The organism is Mesoflavibacter profundi, from assembly GCF_014764305.1.
GTDB lineage: Bacteria > Bacteroidota > Bacteroidia > Flavobacteriales > Flavobacteriaceae > Mesoflavibacter > Mesoflavibacter profundi.
Window position 1 is genome coordinate 2473426 of the sequence record NZ_CP061703.1, and the last position, 20278, is coordinate 2493703.

Annotated in this window: 11 protein-coding genes; 10 read left to right on the forward strand and 1 reads right to left on the reverse strand. The window is 31.6% G+C overall.

Going from position 1 to position 20278, the window contains the following annotated elements; translation table 11 throughout:
- Positions 1 to 126 precede the first annotated feature (126 nt).
- The 7 genes from IFB02_RS11140 to IFB02_RS11170 all read left to right on the forward strand — a co-directional run bounded on the left by IFB02_RS11140 (position 127) and on the right by IFB02_RS11170 (position 14610).
- Entirely contained in the window at positions 127 to 2931 is a 2805-nt protein-coding gene (locus IFB02_RS11140) for a helix-turn-helix and ligand-binding sensor domain-containing protein (RefSeq protein ID WP_106688421.1), read from the forward strand.
- Between the two features lie 231 nt (positions 2932 to 3162).
- Complete coding sequence (locus IFB02_RS11145; RefSeq protein ID WP_158256270.1) at positions 3163 to 6315, forward strand: SusC/RagA family TonB-linked outer membrane protein; 3153 nt, start codon at positions 3163 to 3165, stop codon at positions 6313 to 6315.
- Between the two features lie 9 nt (positions 6316 to 6324).
- Entirely contained in the window at positions 6325 to 7806 is a 1482-nt protein-coding gene (locus IFB02_RS11150) for a RagB/SusD family nutrient uptake outer membrane protein (protein ID WP_106688423.1), read from the forward strand.
- A gap of 16 nt (positions 7807 to 7822) precedes the next feature.
- Positions 7823 to 9874: a hypothetical protein gene (locus IFB02_RS11155; RefSeq protein WP_106688424.1), complete on the forward strand. Its 2052-nt coding sequence runs from the start codon at positions 7823 to 7825 to the stop codon at positions 9872 to 9874.
- 11 nt (positions 9875 to 9885) lie between these two features.
- Positions 9886 to 11544, forward strand: a complete 1659-nt coding sequence (locus IFB02_RS11160) for a glycoside hydrolase family 16 protein (protein ID WP_106688425.1) — start codon at positions 9886 to 9888, stop codon at positions 11542 to 11544.
- Between the two features lies 1 nt (position 11545).
- A complete protein-coding gene (gene bglX / locus IFB02_RS11165; protein WP_191072765.1) occupies positions 11546 to 13846 on the forward strand; it encodes a beta-glucosidase BglX in 2301 nt (766 codons plus the stop codon).
- Entirely contained in the window at positions 13843 to 14610 is a 768-nt protein-coding gene (locus tag IFB02_RS11170) for a glycoside hydrolase family 16 protein (protein ID WP_106688427.1), read from the forward strand. Before bglX ends, IFB02_RS11170 begins: the two co-directional genes overlap by 4 nt.
- Positions 14611 to 14667: 57 nt before the next feature.
- Here IFB02_RS11170 and IFB02_RS11175 read toward each other — a convergent pair whose 3' ends face one another.
- Entirely contained in the window at positions 14668 to 15345 is a 678-nt protein-coding gene (locus IFB02_RS11175; RefSeq protein WP_106688428.1) for a Crp/Fnr family transcriptional regulator, read from the reverse strand.
- A gap of 101 nt (positions 15346 to 15446) precedes the next feature.
- Here IFB02_RS11175 and IFB02_RS11180 point away from each other — a divergent pair, with 101 nt between their 5' ends.
- From IFB02_RS11180 to ccoN, 3 genes are all read left to right on the forward strand, one after another.
- Positions 15447 to 17819 (forward strand): heavy metal translocating P-type ATPase, encoded by a 2373-nt coding sequence (locus IFB02_RS11180; protein WP_106688429.1) that lies wholly within the window; start codon positions 15447 to 15449, stop codon positions 17817 to 17819.
- 72 nt (positions 17820 to 17891) lie between these two features.
- Complete coding sequence (gene ccoS / locus IFB02_RS11185; protein WP_106688430.1) at positions 17892 to 18074, forward strand: cbb3-type cytochrome oxidase assembly protein CcoS; 183 nt, start codon at positions 17892 to 17894, stop codon at positions 18072 to 18074.
- 11 nt (positions 18075 to 18085) lie between these two features.
- Positions 18086 to 20275 (forward strand): cytochrome-c oxidase, cbb3-type subunit I, encoded by a 2190-nt coding sequence (ccoN, locus tag IFB02_RS11190; protein WP_106688431.1) that lies wholly within the window; start codon positions 18086 to 18088, stop codon positions 20273 to 20275.
- The last annotated feature ends 3 nt before the right edge of the window (positions 20276 to 20278 follow it).

The window sequence follows — 20278 nt, forward strand, 5'->3', positions numbered from 1 at the left end:
TTTGTACCCTATTTGTTGCCCAAATGCCTTAACGTCAATAGACATAAGGATAGTTAAATATTGTATTGGGAAGTAGTTTAATTTAAACCATACATTTTGTATATTGTTGGTTACAAATATTTATGTATGCGTTTTAAAATAATTAAGGTTAAACTATTGTTTTTACTGCTTTTATGCTATTCTATTTTAAGTGTAAATGCTCAAGAGTTGCCTCCAATTCAATATTATTCACCTATACAATATGGTGCCGAGAATCAAAATTGGGATATCTCTCAATCGGCTAACAAATATATTTATATAGCAAACTCTGAAGGCTTATTAGAGTTTAATGGTTCCGATTGGAATGTTTATAAATCACCAAACGAAACAATTTTAAGATCTGTACATGTAAAAGACAGTAAAATTTATACTGGATGTTATATGGAGTTTGGCTATTGGTCTAAAACCTCTATAGGAGATTTGGAATACACGTCCTTATCTAATAAAATTAAATCAAAACTCATAGAAGATGAACAATTTTGGAATATTGAGAGCGTAGATGATTGGTTGTTATTTCAGTCTTTAAATAGAATTTATATCTATAATTCGAAAACAGAAGAATTCAAAATTATAGATTCTGAATTAGCCATTTTAAAAATGTTTAAAATAGAGAATTCTATTTATTTTCAAGATAAAACAAAAGGCTTGATGGTGTTTGAAAGTAGTCAACCTAAATTACTGTCTAACCATCCAATTTTACTTGACGATGTAATAGTTGGATTATTTAAAGATCTTAATGGATATGTTGTAATTACTCAAAATAAAGGAATTTATAGATTAAGTGATAATACTTTAAATAAAATATCAAGCTCGTTAGATACATACTCGATTTATAGTACGACTCAATTAAAAGATAAAAGTTATGTGATTGGAACTATATCTGATGGGTTTTTACATGTGTCTGAAACGTTTCAAATTTTAAATACAATTCGACAGGAAAACGGACTTGGTAATAACACGGTATTATCTGTGTTTGAGGATATGGATAGTAATTTGTGGTTAGGTCTAGATAATGGGATTAATTGTATAAATATGTCGTCTCCATTTTTAATTTATAATGACGATAAAGGAAATTTAGGAACGATATACAATTCGGTTTTATTTAATGATGTATTGTATTTAGGGACTAATCAAGGTCTTTTTTATAAAGATAATGTAACTAAGCAATTTAGTTTTATCGAAGGAACCAAAGGACAAGTTTGGTGTTTAAAAATTATAGATAATCAGCTTTTTTGTGGTCATAACAAAGGTACTTTTGTAATAACAAATAATAAAGCAAAATTAATATCTAATATTGAAGGGACTTGGGATATTTTACCAATTTCTAATCATCCTAATTTATTACTTCAAGGAAATTTTTATGGGTTAAATATTTTAGAATATAAGAACAATACTTGGCAATTTAGAAATAAAATAGAAGGGTTTAATAATTCATCTAGATTTATTGTTTTTACAAATCCTAATCAAGTTTTGGTAAATCATGAATATAAAGGTGTTTTTAAAATAGATATAGATTCAGAATTTAAAAAAACCACAAAAGTTGAAACTGTAAAACAATTAAAAAAGGGGTTATTTTCTTCTTTAACTAAACACAACAATAGTATTTATTATACCTTTAAAGATGGTGTTTTACAACTAGATAAAAACACTCAGTTATTTAAAGTCAACACTCAATTAACTAATATAATAAAAAATCAAGGTTACGATTCTGGCAGGTTAATTTCGGATCCAGAAAGCAATACATTGTGGATGTTTACTAAAAAAGGAATTAACTGTATTAAACCAGGTAAATTAAGTAAACAACCAGATGTAGTTTTTATTCCATTGTCATCTAATAAAAGAGAAAGTATTACTGGTTACGAGAGTATTTCTAGCTTAGGAAACAATAGATTTATATTAGGTACTTCTAAAGGGTATAAAATATTAGATATATCTCAATTCAAGGCAAAAGCTTATAAAGTGAATTTAAATTCTATAAAGATAAATCCGCTTACCGATAAAAAAGAATTAATAGATATTACAACGCCTGGTGATTTTAAAAATAAAAATAACAACATAGAAATTTCGTATAGTGTTGCAGAGTATGATAAGTATCTAAATGTAGAGTATGCAACTAAACTGGTAGGTTTTTATGATAATTGGAGTGAATGGAGTGATAATTCTTCTGTATCATATAAAAATTTACCTTACGGTGATTATACATTTAAAGTAAAAGCTAGAGTAGGAGATAAAGATGTGCAAGACGCTGTAAGTTATAATTTTACAATCCAAAAACCATGGTATTTATCAAATTACATGGTGATTGTATATTTTGTTTTAGGATTCGGAATTGTTTTGTTAGTTAATTATATCTACAAGCAATATTATAAAAAACAAAAACAAAAACTACTGCTAAAAACCCAAAGAGAACTAGAATTAAAAGATCTTGAAAATAAGCAACATCTCATGAAGCTTAATAATGAAAAGCTTAAAAATGAAATAGAAAGCAAAAACAGAGAACTTGCAATTTCTACTATGAGTTTAATTAAGAAAAACGAATTTTTAAATACAATTAAAAAAGAATTAAACGATAATGTAAAAACAGATAACTTAAAACCAGTTATTAAGATTATTGATAAAAATATTAATAATAAAAATGATTGGAAGCTGTTTGAAGAAGCGTTTAATAATGCCGATAAAGATTTTTTAAAGAAGATTAAAGCTATACATCCAAAATTGACTTCTAACGATTTAAGATTGTGTGCATATTTAAGATTAAACTTATCTTCTAAAGAAATTGCGCCACTTTTAAATATCTCACCTAGAAGCGTAGAAGTTAAACGATATCGTTTGCGTAAAAAAATGGATTTAGAGCACGAAACCAGTTTAACCGACTATATATTACAATTGTAGTAGCAATACAATTGTTAAAATTACCTATACAGTACCTATACAAAACGTTATTCATTCAACTTGTTTAAGTTATAATTAAGAATAGTTTAACACTTACAATTACTTGTTATTACTAGCTTTATTTTAGTTAATCGACTTAAAATATTGCGATGTATGTTTTTTGTAGCGGTTTATTTTAAGAATTTGTTAATAAAACAGCATATTTTTGATAAAAGCTCAAATTACAAACAAATGAAAAAAATCTTTTTCTCTTTTTTACTCTTGCTTTTTGCAACCATAAGTTTTGCTCAAGAGTACAACATTACCGGTAATGTTTCCAGTGCTCAAGACGGATTACCATTACCAACTGTTAGTGTAACGGTAAAAAACACATCAAAAGGTGTAGTCACAGATTTTGATGGTAATTATGCAATTAACAACGTAAATAAAGGTGAAACTTTAGTGTTCTCTTATTTAGGTTTTACTACTAAAGAAGTTGTAGTCGGCAATCAAACTAAAATAGATGTACTTCTAGAAGAAGATATAGAGTCTTTAGAAGAAGTTGTTGTAATTGGTTATGGATCTCAAAGAAAAGAATTAGTCTCTGGAGCATATTCAAGTTTAGATTCAGAAACTATAGTCGAAAATAACCCAGCAAGAATAGAAGAAGCGTTAAGAGGTAGCGCGGCAGGTGTACAAGTTACATCAAATTCTGGTTCTCCAGGCGCCGCTTTAAATATTAGAATTAGAGGTATTACCACTAATGGTGATAATAGTCCTTTAGTTATAGTAGATGGCGTAAACATAGGAACAGATTTAAGTATTATCGATCCAAATGATATAGAAAAATTAGACATTATTAAAGATGCAAGTTCTGCAATTTATGGTGTTCAGGCAGCAAATGGTGTTATTTTAATTACTACAAAATCTGGTAAGAAAAATAGAAAAACACAATTTAACTACAATACCTTTTTATCTATTCAAGAGGCAGAAAATAGATTAGATTTAATGAATGCCTCAGAATATGCAGCTTATGTTAATGAAACTGAAGCAATAGATGGTAACCCAATACCATATCCTAATTTATTAAATTTACAAAACAATACAGATTGGCAAGATGAGTTATTTACTACGTCTCCCTTAATTAGTCATAATTTAAGTGCAAATGGTGGTACTGAAAAGACTTCATATGGGTTTAGTGCAAGTCATTTATCACAAGAAGGTGTGATTGCACCGGATAAGTCTAATTATAAAAGATGGACATTAAAAAACAACTTAGATATTGACTTAACAGATAAATTAAAGTTAAGCACATTACTATTATACACAAATATTAGAAGTAAAGGAATACCAGAAGGTGGAAGAGGATCAGCTCTGTATTATGCATTAAACGCATCTCCGTTAACAGCGGTTTACGATGGTACAGATGGAACAGGAATTTCTAATGGTTTTCAATATATAGGAACAGAACAAGGAAACGAAATAATTAACCCATTAGCGCTATTAAATAATACATTTAACGAAGGTAGAGCAGATAGATTTACAGGAAAGATCGAGTTGGCATATGATATCAAGGATAATCTTAAAATAAATACTAGATTAAATTTCAACTATTCAGATTTTGGTGGTAGATCTTATTCACCATTACAGTATTATGGACCTAACAAAGTAGTTAACAACGTAACCTTAGATCCAAATAATCCAAATCAATTTGATTTAGATAGAAACGATGACGGTATAAGAGATGTTTACAGTACTGTTGCAGAAAATTCTCAAAATAGTTTTGATTATACATGGGAAAATTTCTTATCCTATAACAAATCCTTTGGAGATCATAACTTTGATGGATTAATAGGAAGTTCTATTAGAAGCGAAAAGTATAAAGGATTTTTTGGATCAGGTCCATTAGTAAGTGGTCCAGATTCTTGGGATAATGCTTATTTAGGTAATACACTTTCTATTATTCAGTTATATGAAGATGAAATCACTCAAAGTTTAGTGACAAGTTCTGATGGTCGAAATGAAAATAGATGGTACTCGTTCTTTGGTAGATTACAATACGATTACAAAGGAAAATATTTGTTCACTGGATTAATAAGAAGAGATGCTTCCTCTAAATTTGGTCCAAATAATAGAGTAGGTAACTTCCCATCTTTATCTGCAGGTTGGGTTGTTTCTAAAGAAGACTTCTTTAATGTAGATTTTATCGATAAATTAAAATTTAGAGGTAGTTGGGGAATTACAGGTAACGACAAAATAGGTAATTATAGATGGTTAGGTTTCTTACAAGGTACAAATGGAGAAGCGACGTATCCATTTAACGATTTACTTGCCAATGGTAATGCAATAGGAGCTTTACCAAACCCTGATTTAAAATGGGAAACTAATCACCAAACAAACATAGGATTAGACTTAGGTTTATTTAATCAAAAATTAAATATTACAGCAGATTACTATGTAAAAAGAACCGAAGACTTATTATTAGTGCCAGAAGTTTCAGGGTTATTAGGTGCTAGTGCTGGTGGTAGTTCTGCTCCTTTTGTAAACGCTGGAACTATTGAAAATAAAGGAATAGATTTAAGTGTAGCTTTTAATCATCAATTCTCAGACGATTTTAGGTTTTCTGTAAACTATAATTTAACTAGTATAAAAAACAAAGCATTAGAAGTAAATAATGCAGCAGGGTTTATTCCAGGAGGATTATTTGGTTTAAACCAAACAACATCTAGGTTTCAAACAGGCTTACCAATTGGTGTGTTTTATGGTTTACAAACTGATGGAGTTTTTCAAAATCAAGCCGAAATCGATGCTCACGCTTTACAACCAGATGCAGAACCAGGAGATTTACGTTATGTAGATGTAGATGGTGATGGTGTTATAGAGTTTGGTAATGATGACGATTTAACAGTTATTGGTAATCCAATTCCAGATTTAACAATGGGATTAAACCTAAACTTTAATTACAAAGGTTTTGATTTAGGTACATCATTATACGCATCTATAGGAAATGATATAGTTAGAAGTTATGAGCGATTTTTAACTTACAGTAACAAACCGTCGTTCTACTTAGATCGTTGGACAGGAGAAGGAACATCAAATACAGTGCCTAGAGCGTCTACAAATGCTTCTAACAATCAATTGTTCTCTTCGTTTTATGTAGAAGATGGATCGTATTTAAGAATTCAAAATTTACAATTTGGATATTCATTACCGCAAACAGTTTTAGATAAATTAAAACTAAATAATCTAAGATTATATGTTGCAGTAAATAATTTATACACGTTTACAAAATACAAAGGATATAACCCAGATGTTTCTAACGCTAGTCCAAATGGCGCAGGAGTAGACTTAGGTCAATATCCGCAAACAAGAACGTATACAACAGGATTAAATATTTCATTTTAATTAAAAGCTATGAAAAGTACATATATAAAAATTAGTCTTTTAGTTTGTCTAATATCATCATTTTATTCTTGTGACGATTATTTAGATATTCTACCAGAAGGACAAGAAAACTCAGAGAATTTTTTCAATTCTCCTTCAGATTATGAAGATGCATTAGTAGGTGTATATGATTTATTATCAACTACATATTTAAATAATATTTTAGCCGAAATAGCTTCAGACAACAGTTTATGTGGAGGAGATACTCCAACTGACGTCTTAGACTGGCAACAAATAGACGATATGGTTCATACTGCAGATAATGGCGCTTTACGTAATATTTGGCAATGGATGTATGCAGGAATTAGTAGATCTAATTACATTGTAGAATTTAAAGATAAAATAGACTTTGAAGGTAAAGACAAGATTCTAGCAGAAAATCTATTTTTAAGATCTTATTTTTATTTCGAGCTAGTTAAATTCTTCGGAGATGTACCAATGTACATAGATGGTAGAATTTCAGTAGAAGAAACTCAAACCATAGATCGTACTCCAACAGCTCAAATTTACTCACAGTTAGAAACAGATTTATTAACAGCTATAGAAAGTTTACCTTGGTCACAACCTCAAGAAGGACGTGTTACTAAAGGAGCTGCATTAGCATTATTGGGTAAAATATATTTATACCAAAACAAATTTTCTAATGCAGTTGTTGTGTTAGATCAAGTAATAGATTCTGGACAATATGACTTAGTCAATAATTATGGACAAATCTTTATAAATTCAAATGAAAATAATGAAGAGTCTGTTTTCGAAGTACAATATTTTGGAGGTGAAGGAGCAAGTTTTGATTGTTTTCAATGTGTAGAAGGTAATATCGCTGTTGGATTTATGGGACCTAGATTTACAGGCGGAAACTTTGCACCATTTACATCAGGATTTAGTTTTAATGTTCCGGTTGCAGATATTTTCAATTTATATGAAAGTGATGATACTAGAAGAGACCATACCATTTTGGACATGGATCAATTTTTAGCAGAAAGACCAGATGTAACCATTTCTGAAGGAAATGAACATACAGGATATTTCAACAAAAAATACATTCCTTATGCAGAAGCTAACATTCCAGATGTCAATTTAACACATAGTAATAATTATAGATCAATAAGATTTTCAGATGTGTTATTAATGGCTGCAGAAGCTTATAATAGAGGAGAAATAAGCGATGCACAAGCTAGAACATATTTAAACCGTGTAAGAGATAGAGCATTTAATGATATGGGATCTGGAGCACACGATATAAACTTGTCAGGAACAGCGTTAACAGATGCTATATGGCTTGAACGTAGATTAGAATTAGCAGGTGAAGGACATAGGTTTTTTGATCAAGTTAGAACAAATCAAACAAATACAATTCCAGGATTTAATCCTAGCACACACGTGTTATTTCCAATTCCAAGAATAGAAATAGAATTAGCTGGTAATCGCTGGCAACAAAATCAAGGTTATTAATTAAAAAAATAGAAAAATGAAAAATTTAAAGTATATTTTAACTTCAATATTAGTCGTTTTCATTGTTTTTGCTTGTGTAAATGAAGATGATAATTTAGATAATGTAAATGCAATAGCAGCACCAACTAATGTGTCGGCATTAGTAACAGTAACTCAAGATAATACAGGATTAGTAACAATTACACCATTAGGTGAAGGCGTTGTTAGTTTCAGAGTAAACTATGGTGATGGATCAGAACTGTCTGAAGAGTTAAATCCAGGACAAAGTACACAGCACACTTACGAAGAAGGTGTTTACAACGCTATTATTGTAGCAACGGGTTTAAACGGTAAAACAACATCTGTAAATCAGGAAGTTGTAGTGTCTTTTCAAGCACCTCAAAATTTAGTAGTAACTATAGAAAATGATCCTACAATCTCTAAACAAGTTAACATATTTGCAGAAGCAGATTTTGCATTATCTTACGAAGTAGACTTTGGTGATGGTAGTGAGGCAATCATGACAAATTTTGAAGATGTTTACAATTACCAATATACAGATGCAGGTGTTTATACAATTACTGTAACAGCATTTAGTGCAGCAACAGATACTACAATTTATACAGAAGATTTTGAAGTAACTGCAATTTTACAACCATTAACAGCTGCTCCAGCGCAACCTGCAAGAGCAGAAGCAGATGTAATTTCTATTTATTCAGGATATTACACAGATGTTGCAGGAACAGATTATAATCCAAATTGGGGACAATCTACTACTTATACAGAAGTAGATATTAATGGAGATCCAACAATTCAATACGGAAATTTAAACTACCAAGGTATACAATACGGTGCAACAGTAGATGCATCTGCTATGGAATATTTACATATAGATGTTTGGACTGCAGACGCGCCAAGTTTAGAAATATATCCAATTAGTATTGCTACTGGAGAACAACAAGTTACAGTTAACTTAGTTGCAGATCAGTGGAATAGTTTTGATATTCCAATTTCAGATTTTACATCTCAAGGTTTATCAATGGATGATATTCACCAATTTAAATTTGTAGGTTCAGGTACAGTATTTATAGATAACCTTTATTATTATAAATCACCATCTGCGCAAAATACACTTGTAGGAACATGGAAAATGTCAGAACAAGCAGGTGCTTTAGGTGTTGGTCCTGCAGTAGGAGATATAAGTTGGTGGAATTGTGACGATGCTTGTGTAGCAACAAGAGCTTGTTATTATGACGATACTTACGTGTTTAATCCAGATGGATCTTTTTCTAACGTATTAGGAGCAGATACTTGGGTTGAAGGTTGGCAAGGCGGAAGCGATGCGTGTGGCGCACCAGTTGCTCCTCATGATGGTTCAGCAATGGCGACTTATAATTATGACGCAGCAGCAGGAACAGTTACAATTAATGGAGCTGGAGCTTATATTGGTTTAGCCAAAGCAAATAACCAAGGAGAATTACCTAATGTAGCTCTTCCTAATGCAATTACATATAATGTTTCATTTATTGATGCAAACACAATTAATGTGTATGTAGAATCTGGTGCTGGTGTATTCTGGCAATATAGATTAGAAAGAGTTGGAGCAACTGCTTCACCATTAGAAGGAACTTGGAAAATGTCTGAAGATGCAGGTTCTTTAGGAGTTGGTCCTGCTGTAGGTGATACAAGCTGGTGGAATTGCGATGCGGCTTGTGTTACAACAAGAGCTTGTTTTTATGACGATACGTATGTATTTAATCCAGATGGTTCATTCCAAAATGTTTTAGGAACAGATACTTGGGTAGAAGGTTGGCAAGGCGGAAGCGATGCTTGTGGTACACCTGTAGCACCTTATGATGGTTCTGCTATGGCGACTTACAATTACGATGCAGCTGCTGGTACATTAACAATTAATGGTACAGGTGCATTTGTTGGTATTCCAAAAGCAAATAACCAAGGCGAATTACCAAATGTTGCGGTACCAAGCTCGATTACTTACAATATTTCATTTATAGATTCTAATACTATTAGTGTATATGTAGAATCTGGAGCTGGAGTTTTCTGGCAATACAAACTAGTTAAAATCTAAAAATAATTAAGATGAAAACTTTCAAAATAAATATATTTCTAATTCTTGCATTAGCATTATTCACTTTTAGTTGTCAAGAGGATGATGCAGAATTTGGAGATTTTATAGCACCAACTAATTTGCAGATTTCTGCCGAAATTATAGGTGTTGATGCCTCCAATCCAAACGGTGATGGTAGCGGTAGAGTAATCCTAACCGCTACTGCAGATAATGCAATTTCTTATAACTTCGAATTTGGAGATGGACAAAACGGTATGTTTGCTTCAGGTATAGCTAATCATAGATTTAGCTTAGTTGGATTAAATACTTATACCGTTGTAGTCAGCGCAATTGGTACTGGCGGAAATAAAACCATAGGAACAATAACAATAGATGTATTTAGTTCTTTTGACGATTACGATGCTAAATTATTATTATCTGGTGGCGCAGGAAGTACTAAAACATGGTATTGGGCTGCAGCAGACATCGCACATCTTGGTGTTGGTCCTGCAAATGCGTCTATTGGTGAAGGATTTTGGTATCCACAATGGTACGCAGCTCAGCCATTCGAAAAAGCTGGATCTGAAGAAAGCAGTTGTATTTACGAAGATCAATTAGTGTTTTCTTTAGATGCTAACGAACAATTAACATATCAATTAAATAATAACGGAAGCACGTATTTTAACGGAGCATACGAGTCTGTAGTTGGTGGCACAGCAGGTTACGATTTTTGTTACGAGTATGATACATCTGGAACAAGTTTAGTAACATTAGCACCAACATCTGTAGATTGGACAACAGTACCAGATCCTAATTTTACGTCTAGAGGAACAGTAATGAATTTTTCTGATAGTAATTTTATGGGATATTATGTTGGAGCTTCAAGTTATGAGATAATAGAATTAACTTCGTCTTTATTAAGAGTTAGATGTATAGATGCTCAAAACCCAGATTTAGCTTGGTATCATACATTTACAACACAAGAACCAACTCAAGGATTTACAACACAGTATAATACTTTAGTTTGGCAAGAAGAATTTGATGTAGATGGTGCTCCAAATCCAGCTAATTGGACTTATGATTTAGGTGCTGGCGGTTGGGGAAATCAAGAGGCTCAAACCTATACTAATAATGCAGAAAATGCAGTTGTAACAAACGGGAACCTTGTTATTACAGCAATAAACACAGGAAGTGGCTATACTTCAGCAAGATTAAAATCAGAGAATTTATTCGAATTTACTTACGGTCGTGTAGAAGTACGAGCTAAATTACCAACTGGCGGCGGTACATGGCCTGCTATTTGGATGCTTGGAGCAAATTACGATACAGTGACTTGGCCTGCTTGTGGTGAAATTGATATAATGGAACATGTTGGTAACAATCAAAACACTATTCATGGAACATTACATTACCCAGAAGCTTTTGGTGGTAATGCAGATGGAAGTGCAACTGTTGTAGATAATGTTAGTTCAGAGTTTCATAATTATACTGTAGAATGGACACCAACTGCAATAAAAATTGTTGTAGATGATACAGTATTTCATACCTATGCAAATACGGCAAGTTCACCTTTTAACAGTGATTTCTTCTTAATATTAAATGTAGCTATGGGAGGAACATTTGGCGGCGATATAGATCCTGCATTTACACAAAGTTCAATGGAAATAGATTATGTAAGAGTATATCAATAAGATGAATTCTATTAAATATTACTTATTATTTTTATCAGCTATTCTCTTTATTGGTTGTAATTCTAATAAAGAGACTAGTTTGAGTTTAGATGAAATAAAAACATCTAAATCCTTAAGCATAGACCAAAAAGTTGAAGCTTTACTTTCTAAAATGACTTTAGAAGAAAAAGTAGGGCAAATGAATCAATATAACGGATTTTGGGATGTAACTGGTCCTGCTCCAACTGAAGGCGAAGCAGAAAAAAAATACGAGCATTTAAGAAAAGGCTATGTTGGTTCTATGATTAATGTTAAAGGAGTAAAAGATGTTATGGCTGTTCAAAAAATAGCTGTAGAAGAAACTCGTCTAGGTATTCCTTTAATTATAGGATTTGATTTAATTCATGGTTACAAAACTGTAAGTCCTATTCCTTTGGCAGAAGCTGCAAGTTGGGATTTAGAAGCTATCGAGCATTCTGCTAAAATTGCTGCTGCAGAAGCTGCTGCATCTGGGATTAATTGGACGTTTGCTCCAATGGTAGATATTTCTAGAGATGCAAGATGGGGAAGAGTTATGGAAGGTGCAGGAGAAGATCCTTTTTTAGGCGCAAAAATAGGAGTAGCAAGAGTTAATGGTTTTCAAGGTAAAGATTTATCAGATCCTAATACAATTGCGGCTTGTGCAAAACATTTTGCAGGTTATGGATTTGCAGAATCTGGTAAAGATTACAATACTGTAGATGTTGGTACTTCTACATTGCATAATGTAATATTACCACCTTTCAAGGCTGTTTCAGACGCAGGCATAAAAACTTTTATGAATTCGTTTAATGAGTTAAACGGTATTCCAGCGACAGGAAATTCTTTCTTTCAAAGAGATATTTTAAAAAACGAATGGGATTTTGATGGGTTTATAGTTTCAGATTGGGGCTCGGTTGCCGAGATGATTCCTCATGGATATGCCAAAGACGGTAAAGAAGCTGCTAAATTAGCTGTAAATTCTGGTTCTGATATGGATATGGAATCCTATTTGTACGTAGCACATTTAGTTAATCTTGTAAATGAAGGCGCTGTAAAAGAATCTGATATTGACGATGCTGTAAAGCGTATTTTAAAAGTGAAATTTGAATTAGGATTGTTTGACGATCCTTATAAATATTGTAACCAGCAAAGAGAAAAAGTTGTAATTGGTAGTAAAGAGGCTAATGATGCTGTATTAGATATGGCAAAAAAATCTATAGTATTACTAAAAAATGAAAACAACCTTTTACCATTAAAAAAAGAAGGTCAAAAAATAGCTGTTATTGGTGCGTTAGCTTCAGATAAAAGTAGTCCTTTAGGTAATTGGAGGTTAGCTGCAGATCAAAACACAGCAGTATCTTTATTAGAAGGGTTAGAACAATATCCTAACAATACAATTACTTTTTCTAAAGGAGCAGATCTTGTATTAGAAGAAGCTTCTTTTCCTATGGAAGTTAAAATTAATACATCAGATACCTCTGGTTTTGCGCAAGCTATTAATGTAGCAAAATCTGCCGATGTAGTAATTTTAGCTTTAGGAGAACACGGTATGCAGTCTGGCGAAGGTAGAAGTAGAGCTAACCTAGATTTACCAGGTGTACAACAACAATTATTAGAAGCTGTTTATAAGGTAAATAAAAATATTGTACTTGTGTTGCAAACAGGAAGACCATTGGCTATAGAATGGGCAGATAATCATATACCAGCAATTATTAATGCTTGGCATCTTGGTACGCAAAGTGGTAATGCAATTGCTCAAGTTTTATATGGGGATTATAATCCTAGTGGTAAATTACCAATGACGTTTCCAAGAAATGTAAATCAAGTACCAATTTACTATAACTACAAAAATACAGGACGACCAAATTTACCTGGACCAAATTTAGTCTTCTGGTCTCATTATACAGATCAAACTAATTTACCATTATACCCTTTTGGATATGGATTAAGCTACACTAATTTTGATTATAAAAATTTAGTCGTAGATAATACGTATGCAATAGACCAAACAGTAAAGGTTACTTTACAAGTCACTAATACTGGTCAAGTAAAAGGAAAAGAAGTCGTACAACTTTATCTTAGAGATTTATTTGCATCTGTAATAAGACCTGTAAGAGAATTAAAAGGTTTTGAATTAGTAGAATTAGAGCCTAATCAGACTAAAACTATCACATTTACACTTAGTAATGATCAATTAGGATTTTACGATAATAACGGAAAATTTAAAGTTGAAAATGGCGATTTTGAAGTGTTTGTTGGAGGAAGTTCTTTAGCTAATTTATCTAAAGCATTTAAACTATGATCAAACAATTTGTTGTTATAATTAGTCTATTAACAATACTTTCTTGTGAAAAGGAGAAAGAAAGTATTGTTTTTTTTGAAGATTTTGATCAAGAACAATTAAATCTTTCTAATTGGAATTTCGAATTAGGTAATGGTTGCCCAAACTTATGTGGTTGGGGAAATAACGAAAGACAAGTTTACACTAAAGAAAACCTTAAATTACAAGATGGTAATTTAATTATTACAGCAACTAAAGATAGTACGGGATATTATTCTAGCAGAATTACTACAAAAAATAAAGTAGAATTTAAATACGGTACAGTAGAAGTTAGAGCAAAATTACCGCAAGGACATGGTTTATGGCCTGCAATTTGGATGTTAGGTAATGATATAGACAAAATTGGTTGGCCAGCTTGTGGAGAAATAGATATTATGGAATATGTAGGTAAAACACCTCATGAAATTCATACAACATTACACACAAATGAAAGTCATGGTAACTCTAAAAACACTAATGTACAGACTATTAAAACTATCGAAGAAGGTTTTCATGTGTATAAAGTAAACTGGACTAAAGATGATATCAAATTTTATATTGATAATAATTTAGTCTACACATTTTCACCAACAGTTAAAGATAAAAACACTTGGCCTTTTGATAAGCCATTTTATGTGATATTAAATTTAGCTATTGGAGGTAATTTTGGTGGACCAGAAGTAGACGATTCTATTTTTCCGCAGGAATTTGTAATAGATTACGTAAAAGTTTTTAAGGATAATTAATAACTAACTAATAAATTATTTTGCTAAGAAGAAGAGTTGTTTAAAACAACTCTTTTTTTATTCCATACGTTGCAAACCTAATTTATCTTCTAATTTAATTTGTTTGCCTTTAGTACTAATCAAACCAAGTTTTTTAAACTGCGATAATATTCTTATGGCACTTTCTGTAGCAGTACCAACAATACTTGCATAATCTTCTCTAGATAATGTTAAAAATAAAAACCCATCTTTATCGGTTCCAAATTTTTCTTCAACGTATAATAACGTATCAGCTAACCGTTGCTTTACATTTTTTTGAGCCATATCTACTAATTGGTCATCTGCATTTTTTAAATCTGCAGCCATAGTTTTTAAGACATCCAAAGAAAAGTTTGGGTTTTTTTGTAGATCTTGAAGTATTTCAGTTTTAGGCACAAAGCAAATTTGCATATCATTTACAGCTACTGCAGTTAGATTTGTTGGTTCGCCGCTAACCAAAGATCGTTGTCCAACCATACCGCCTTTAAAAGCTAATTTTACAACTTGATCTTTACCATTTTCACTTAGTTTAGTCATTTTACAAACACCATCTCTAATGCAGTAAATACCGTTTAACACATCGCCTTCTTCAAATAAAACATCACCTTTTTTTACAATTTGTGTTGTTTTACAAGCAGAAACACGCATTAATTCTTCTTTTGTTAAGGCTTTTAAACTGTTAAATTGCCTAACAATACATTGTTCACATTTACTCATACCTAAAAAACTAATGTATCAAAATTATACATATTATGACAAATATCATAAAATTTCTTCTGCTTTAGTGTAACCTTTGTTACAGGTAAATAGAGCAAATTATGGATAAAAATAAGTGTTATCATTGTGGTGATATATGTGAAAACACAACTTTGACAATTCAGGATAAAATGTTTTGTTGTAATGGTTGTAAAACAGTTTATGAAATCCTTTCAGAAAGTGATCTAACGTGTTATTATGATTTAGAAACTTCGCCAGGCGCTGCACCAAAAGAGATTGAAGGTAAGTATGATTTCCTTTCAGAAGAAAAAATTATTGAAAAACTAGTCGAGTTTGACGATGGTAAAACACAAATTGTCACGCTTTACATTCCGCACATTCACTGTAGTTCTTGTATTTGGATTTTAGAAAATTTAAATAAATTAAATGCTGCAATAACACATTCTCAGGTTAATTTTGGTAAAAAAACAGTTCGCGTAACTTACAATTTAAATGCTTTTAACTTAAAAGCATTAGTTATATTATTAAGTACTGTTGGGTACGAGCCTTACATTAGCTTAGACGATTACAAAACAGGAAAAGAAAATGTAAACAGAAGCTTAATTTATAAACTTGGAGTAGCAGGATTTGCATTTGGTAATGCAATGTTTTTGTCGTTTCCAGAATATTTTGAAGTTAATGAGTATTGGTTAGAAAAATATAAACATGTTTTTAGATGGCTAATGTTTATTTATTCGCTTCCCGTAGTATTTTATGCTGCGCAAGATTATTTTATATCTGCATATAAAGCAATAAAAACTAAGGTTTTAAATATAGATATACCAATAGCTTTAGGTGTTATTGTTTTATTTGTAAGAAGTACAGTAGAGATTGTTTTTGATTATGGCTCTGGTTTTTTTGATAGTCTAACAGGATTAATTTTCTTTTTATTGTTGGGTAGATTTTTTCAGCAAAAAACCTATTCTTTTTTGTCTTTTGAGCGTGATTACAAATCGTATTTTCCAATTGCTGTCACAAAAATTATTAATAATACAGAAGTGCCAGTTCAAGTTTATGATATTAAAAAAGGAGATAGATTATTAATAAGAAACCAAGAGTTAATTCCCGTTGACGGAATTTTAATTAACGGTGATGCAAAGATTGATTATAGTTTTGTAACAGGAGAATCTGAAGCTGTAACCAAACAGTCTGGAGATAAGTTATTTGCTGGCGGAAAACAAACTAAAGGTGTGATAGAAATGGAAGCCATAAAATCTGTCGAACAAAGCTATCTAACACAACTTTGGAGTAACGATGTTTTTAATAAAAATAAAGAAGAAGGATTTACAAACCTGACTAATGCAATTAGTAAAAGATTTACTGTCATTGTATTATCCATTGCTGTGCTGTCTACACTATTTTGGTTGTTTGTAGACAGTAGTAAAGCATTAAATGTATTTACAGCAGTATTAATTATTGCTTGTCCTTGCGCGATTGCGTTATCGGCTCCTTTTACATTTGGTAATTTGTTACGCATTTTTGGTAAGAAGAAGTTCTACTTAAAAAATGCGTCTGTAATAGAACAATTATCACATATAAATACCATAATTTTTGATAAAACAGGAACAATAACTTCAAATAAAAAAAGTGAAGCAGTTTATAATGGTTTACCGCTATCTACTGAAGAAGAAGTGTTATTAAAAAATACATTAAGAGGCTCTAATCATCCATTAAGTAGAAGTCTTTATAATATTCTACAATCAAATAATATTATCACTTTAGATAGTTATGAAGAATATTTAGGACAAGGTATACAAGCAACTCATGCATCAAAAAGTATAAAAATAGGATCTGCAAAATTTGTAGGTTATCAATCTGAAACCGAAGTATTAAATACAGCTGTTCATATAAGTGCAAATAACACTTACAAAGGAAAATTTACATTTTACAATAGCTATCGTAAAGGCTTATCCAAACTGTTTAATAAGCTAAAAAAGAATTTCGATTTAGCCATTCTTTCTGGAGATAATGAAGGTGAAAAAGACAATTTAAAAAAACTATTACCATCTAAAACTAAATTACTCTTTAATCAAAAACCAAACGACAAGTTAGAATACATAAAATATCATCAAGATGAAGGCGCAAAAGTCTTGATGGTTGGAGATGGATTAAATGATGCTGGCGCTTTAGCACAAAGTGATGTAGGTATAGTTATATCAGAAAATATTAATGTGTTTTCACCTGCTTGCGATGCGATTTTGGATGCAACCAAATTTAATCAGTTGTATAGTTTTATAAAAGCATCTAAAAGTGCAGTAAAAATTATAAAATGGAGTTTTTTACTTTCATTTTTCTATAATGTTATAGGCTTATATTTTGCGGTTACAGGACAGTTAGCACCAGTAATAGCAGCTATTTTAATGCCATTAAGTTCTATTTCAATAGTTGTATTTACGACCATCGCAACAAATATTTTAGGCAAGCGCCTAAAATAACTTCAAACATGATAAATATCATCTTTTAAACAACACACTTAAAGTAATTTTGAACTATAACTTCTAATAGGTATGAGTGTTATATATGTTTTATTAATAGTAAGTATAGTAATAGCTATAATCTTTTTTACAGTATTTATTATAGCAGTAAAAAACGGACAATTTGATGATGGTTATACACCATCTGTAAGAATTCTTTTTGAAGACGAAATTGTAAAAACTAATCAAAAATTAACTAAAAAAAATAAAGACTAATCACAATTATTATGGAAATGCAGCAATTTTATTACGATAACAAGATTGTTAAAAATTTTCTCTATGCTACTATGCTTTGGGGCGTAGTTGGTATGTTAGTAGGACTTCTTTTAGCGTTCATGTTTTTATTCCCAAATCTTACAGATGGGATTTCTTGGCTTAGCTTTGGTAGATTAAGACCATTGCACACTAATGCAGTAATTTTTGCATTTGTTGGAAACGCCATTTTTGCAGGAGTATATTATTCGACTCAAAGATTACTTAAAGCTAGAATGTTTAGTGATGTATTAAGTAAAATTAATTTTTGGGGTTGGCAATTAATAATTGTTGGTGCTGCTATCACATTACCGTTAGGGTTTACATCATCTAAAGAATACGCAGAACTAGAATGGCCTTTTGATATAGCAATTGCTTTAGTTTGGGTTGTTTTTGGTGCCAATTTAATTGGTACTATGTTTAAACGTAGACAAAGACATTTATACGTAGCCATTTGGTTTTATATTGCCACTTTTGTAACAGTTGCAGTACTTCATATTTTTAATAATTTAGAGTTACCAGTTACAGCATTAAAAAGTTATTCAGTTTATGCAGGTGTACAAGATGCGTTAGTACAATGGTGGTATGGTCACAATGCAGTAGCATTTTTCTTAACGACTCCATTTTTAGGATTAATGTACTATTTTGTACCTAAAGCAGCTAATAGACCAGTTTATTCTTATAGACTTTCTATAGTTCACTTTTGGTCTTTAATCTTCATTTATATTTGGGCTGGACCGCATCATTTATTATATACAGCTTTACCAGAATGGGCACAAAGTTTAGGAACAACGTTTTCTATCATGTTATTAATGCCATCTTGGGGAGGAATGATAAATGGTTTATTAACACTTCGTGGTGCATGGGATAAAGTTCGTGTAGATCCTGTTCTTAAATTTATGGTAGTTGCAATTACTGGTTACGGTATGGCAACGTTTGAAGGACCAATGCTGTCTCTTAAAAATGTAAATGCAATTGCTCACTTTACAGATTGGATTATTGCTCACGTTCACGTTGGTGCATTAGCTTGGAATGGGTTTTTAACCTTTGGTATGATTTACTACTTAGTTCCAAAATTATTTAAAACAAAATTATACTCTTTAGGATTAGCAAATTTACATTTCTGGATAGGTACTTTAGGTATTATCATGTATGCGTTACCAATGTATGTAGCTGGGTTTACTCAAGCTAGTATGTGGAAGCAGTTTAATCCAGACGGAACATTGGTTTATGGAAACTTCTTAGAAACCGTTTCAGAAATTATCCCTATGTATTGGATGCGTGCTATTGGTGGTACATTATACATTATAGGTATGCTAATCTTAGTATATAACATTGTTGTAACAATTGCTAAAGGAAGTAAAGTTGAAGACGAACTTGCAGAAGCTGCAGCATTACAAAGAGTATCTAAAAAACGTGTTGCTGGTGAAGGTTGGCATACTTGGTTAGAGCGTAAACCAATAAAATTAACCATCTATGCAACTATTGCAATCTTAATTGGAGGATTAGTACAAATTGTACCTACTATAATGGTAAAATCTAATATTCCTACAATAAGTAGTGTACAACCTTACACGCCATTAGAACTTGAAGGTAGAGATATTTATATACGTGAAGGTTGTGTTGGTTGTCACTCGCAAATGATAAGACCATTTAGAAGTGAAGTAGAACGTTATGGAGAGTATAGTAAAGCTGGTGAATTTGTTTACGACAGACCATTCCTTTGGGGAAGTAAACGTACTGGTCCAGATTTACATAGAATAGGAGGAAAGTACAACGATAATTGGCACTTTAACCATATGTACGATCCACAAAGTACATCATCAGGATCAATCATGCCAGCATACAAGTGGTTAATAAATAACAAATTAGATAAGTCTAATACCGAAGCAAAATTAGAAGCTATGGTTGCATTAGGTGTTCCTTACACAGAACAAGATATCGCCAATGCACAACAGCAAATGTTAGAACAAGGAACTCAAATAGAAAAAAATCTATACAGTGATCCTGATTTTGCCAAAGCATATGAAAATAGTAAGAAAAATGCTGGTGCAGATTTTGTCGAAATGAAAAACAGAGAAATCGTAGCGCTTATTGCTTACCTACAACGTTTAGGTACAGATATTAAAGTTGAAACAACAGAACAAACAACAGCTCAAAACTAATTG

Excerpts from the sequence above, each read along its gene's own strand:
- ccoS (WP_106688430.1), top strand. The coding sequence starts at position 17,892 with ATGAGTGTTATATATGTTTTATTAATAGTAAGTATAGTAATAGCTATA.
- IFB02_RS11150 (WP_106688423.1), top strand. The coding sequence starts at position 6,325 with ATGAAAAGTACATATATAAAAATTAGTCTTTTAGTTTGTCTAATATCA.
- IFB02_RS11140 (WP_106688421.1), top strand. The coding sequence starts at position 127 with ATGCGTTTTAAAATAATTAAGGTTAAACTATTGTTTTTACTGCTTTTA.
- IFB02_RS11155 (WP_106688424.1), top strand. The coding sequence starts at position 7,823 with ATGAAAAATTTAAAGTATATTTTAACTTCAATATTAGTCGTTTTCATT.
- IFB02_RS11145 (WP_158256270.1), top strand. The coding sequence starts at position 3,163 with ATGAAAAAAATCTTTTTCTCTTTTTTACTCTTGCTTTTTGCAACCATA.
- IFB02_RS11160 (WP_106688425.1), top strand. The coding sequence starts at position 9,886 with ATGAAAACTTTCAAAATAAATATATTTCTAATTCTTGCATTAGCATTA.
- bglX (WP_191072765.1), top strand. The coding sequence starts at position 11,546 with ATGAATTCTATTAAATATTACTTATTATTTTTATCAGCTATTCTCTTT.
- IFB02_RS11170 (WP_106688427.1), top strand. The coding sequence starts at position 13,843 with ATGATCAAACAATTTGTTGTTATAATTAGTCTATTAACAATACTTTCT.
- IFB02_RS11175 (WP_106688428.1), bottom strand. The coding sequence starts at position 15,345 with ATGAGTAAATGTGAACAATGTATTGTTAGGCAATTTAACAGTTTAAAA.
- IFB02_RS11180 (WP_106688429.1), top strand. The coding sequence starts at position 15,447 with ATGGATAAAAATAAGTGTTATCATTGTGGTGATATATGTGAAAACACA.
- ccoN (WP_106688431.1), top strand. The coding sequence starts at position 18,086 with ATGGAAATGCAGCAATTTTATTACGATAACAAGATTGTTAAAAATTTT.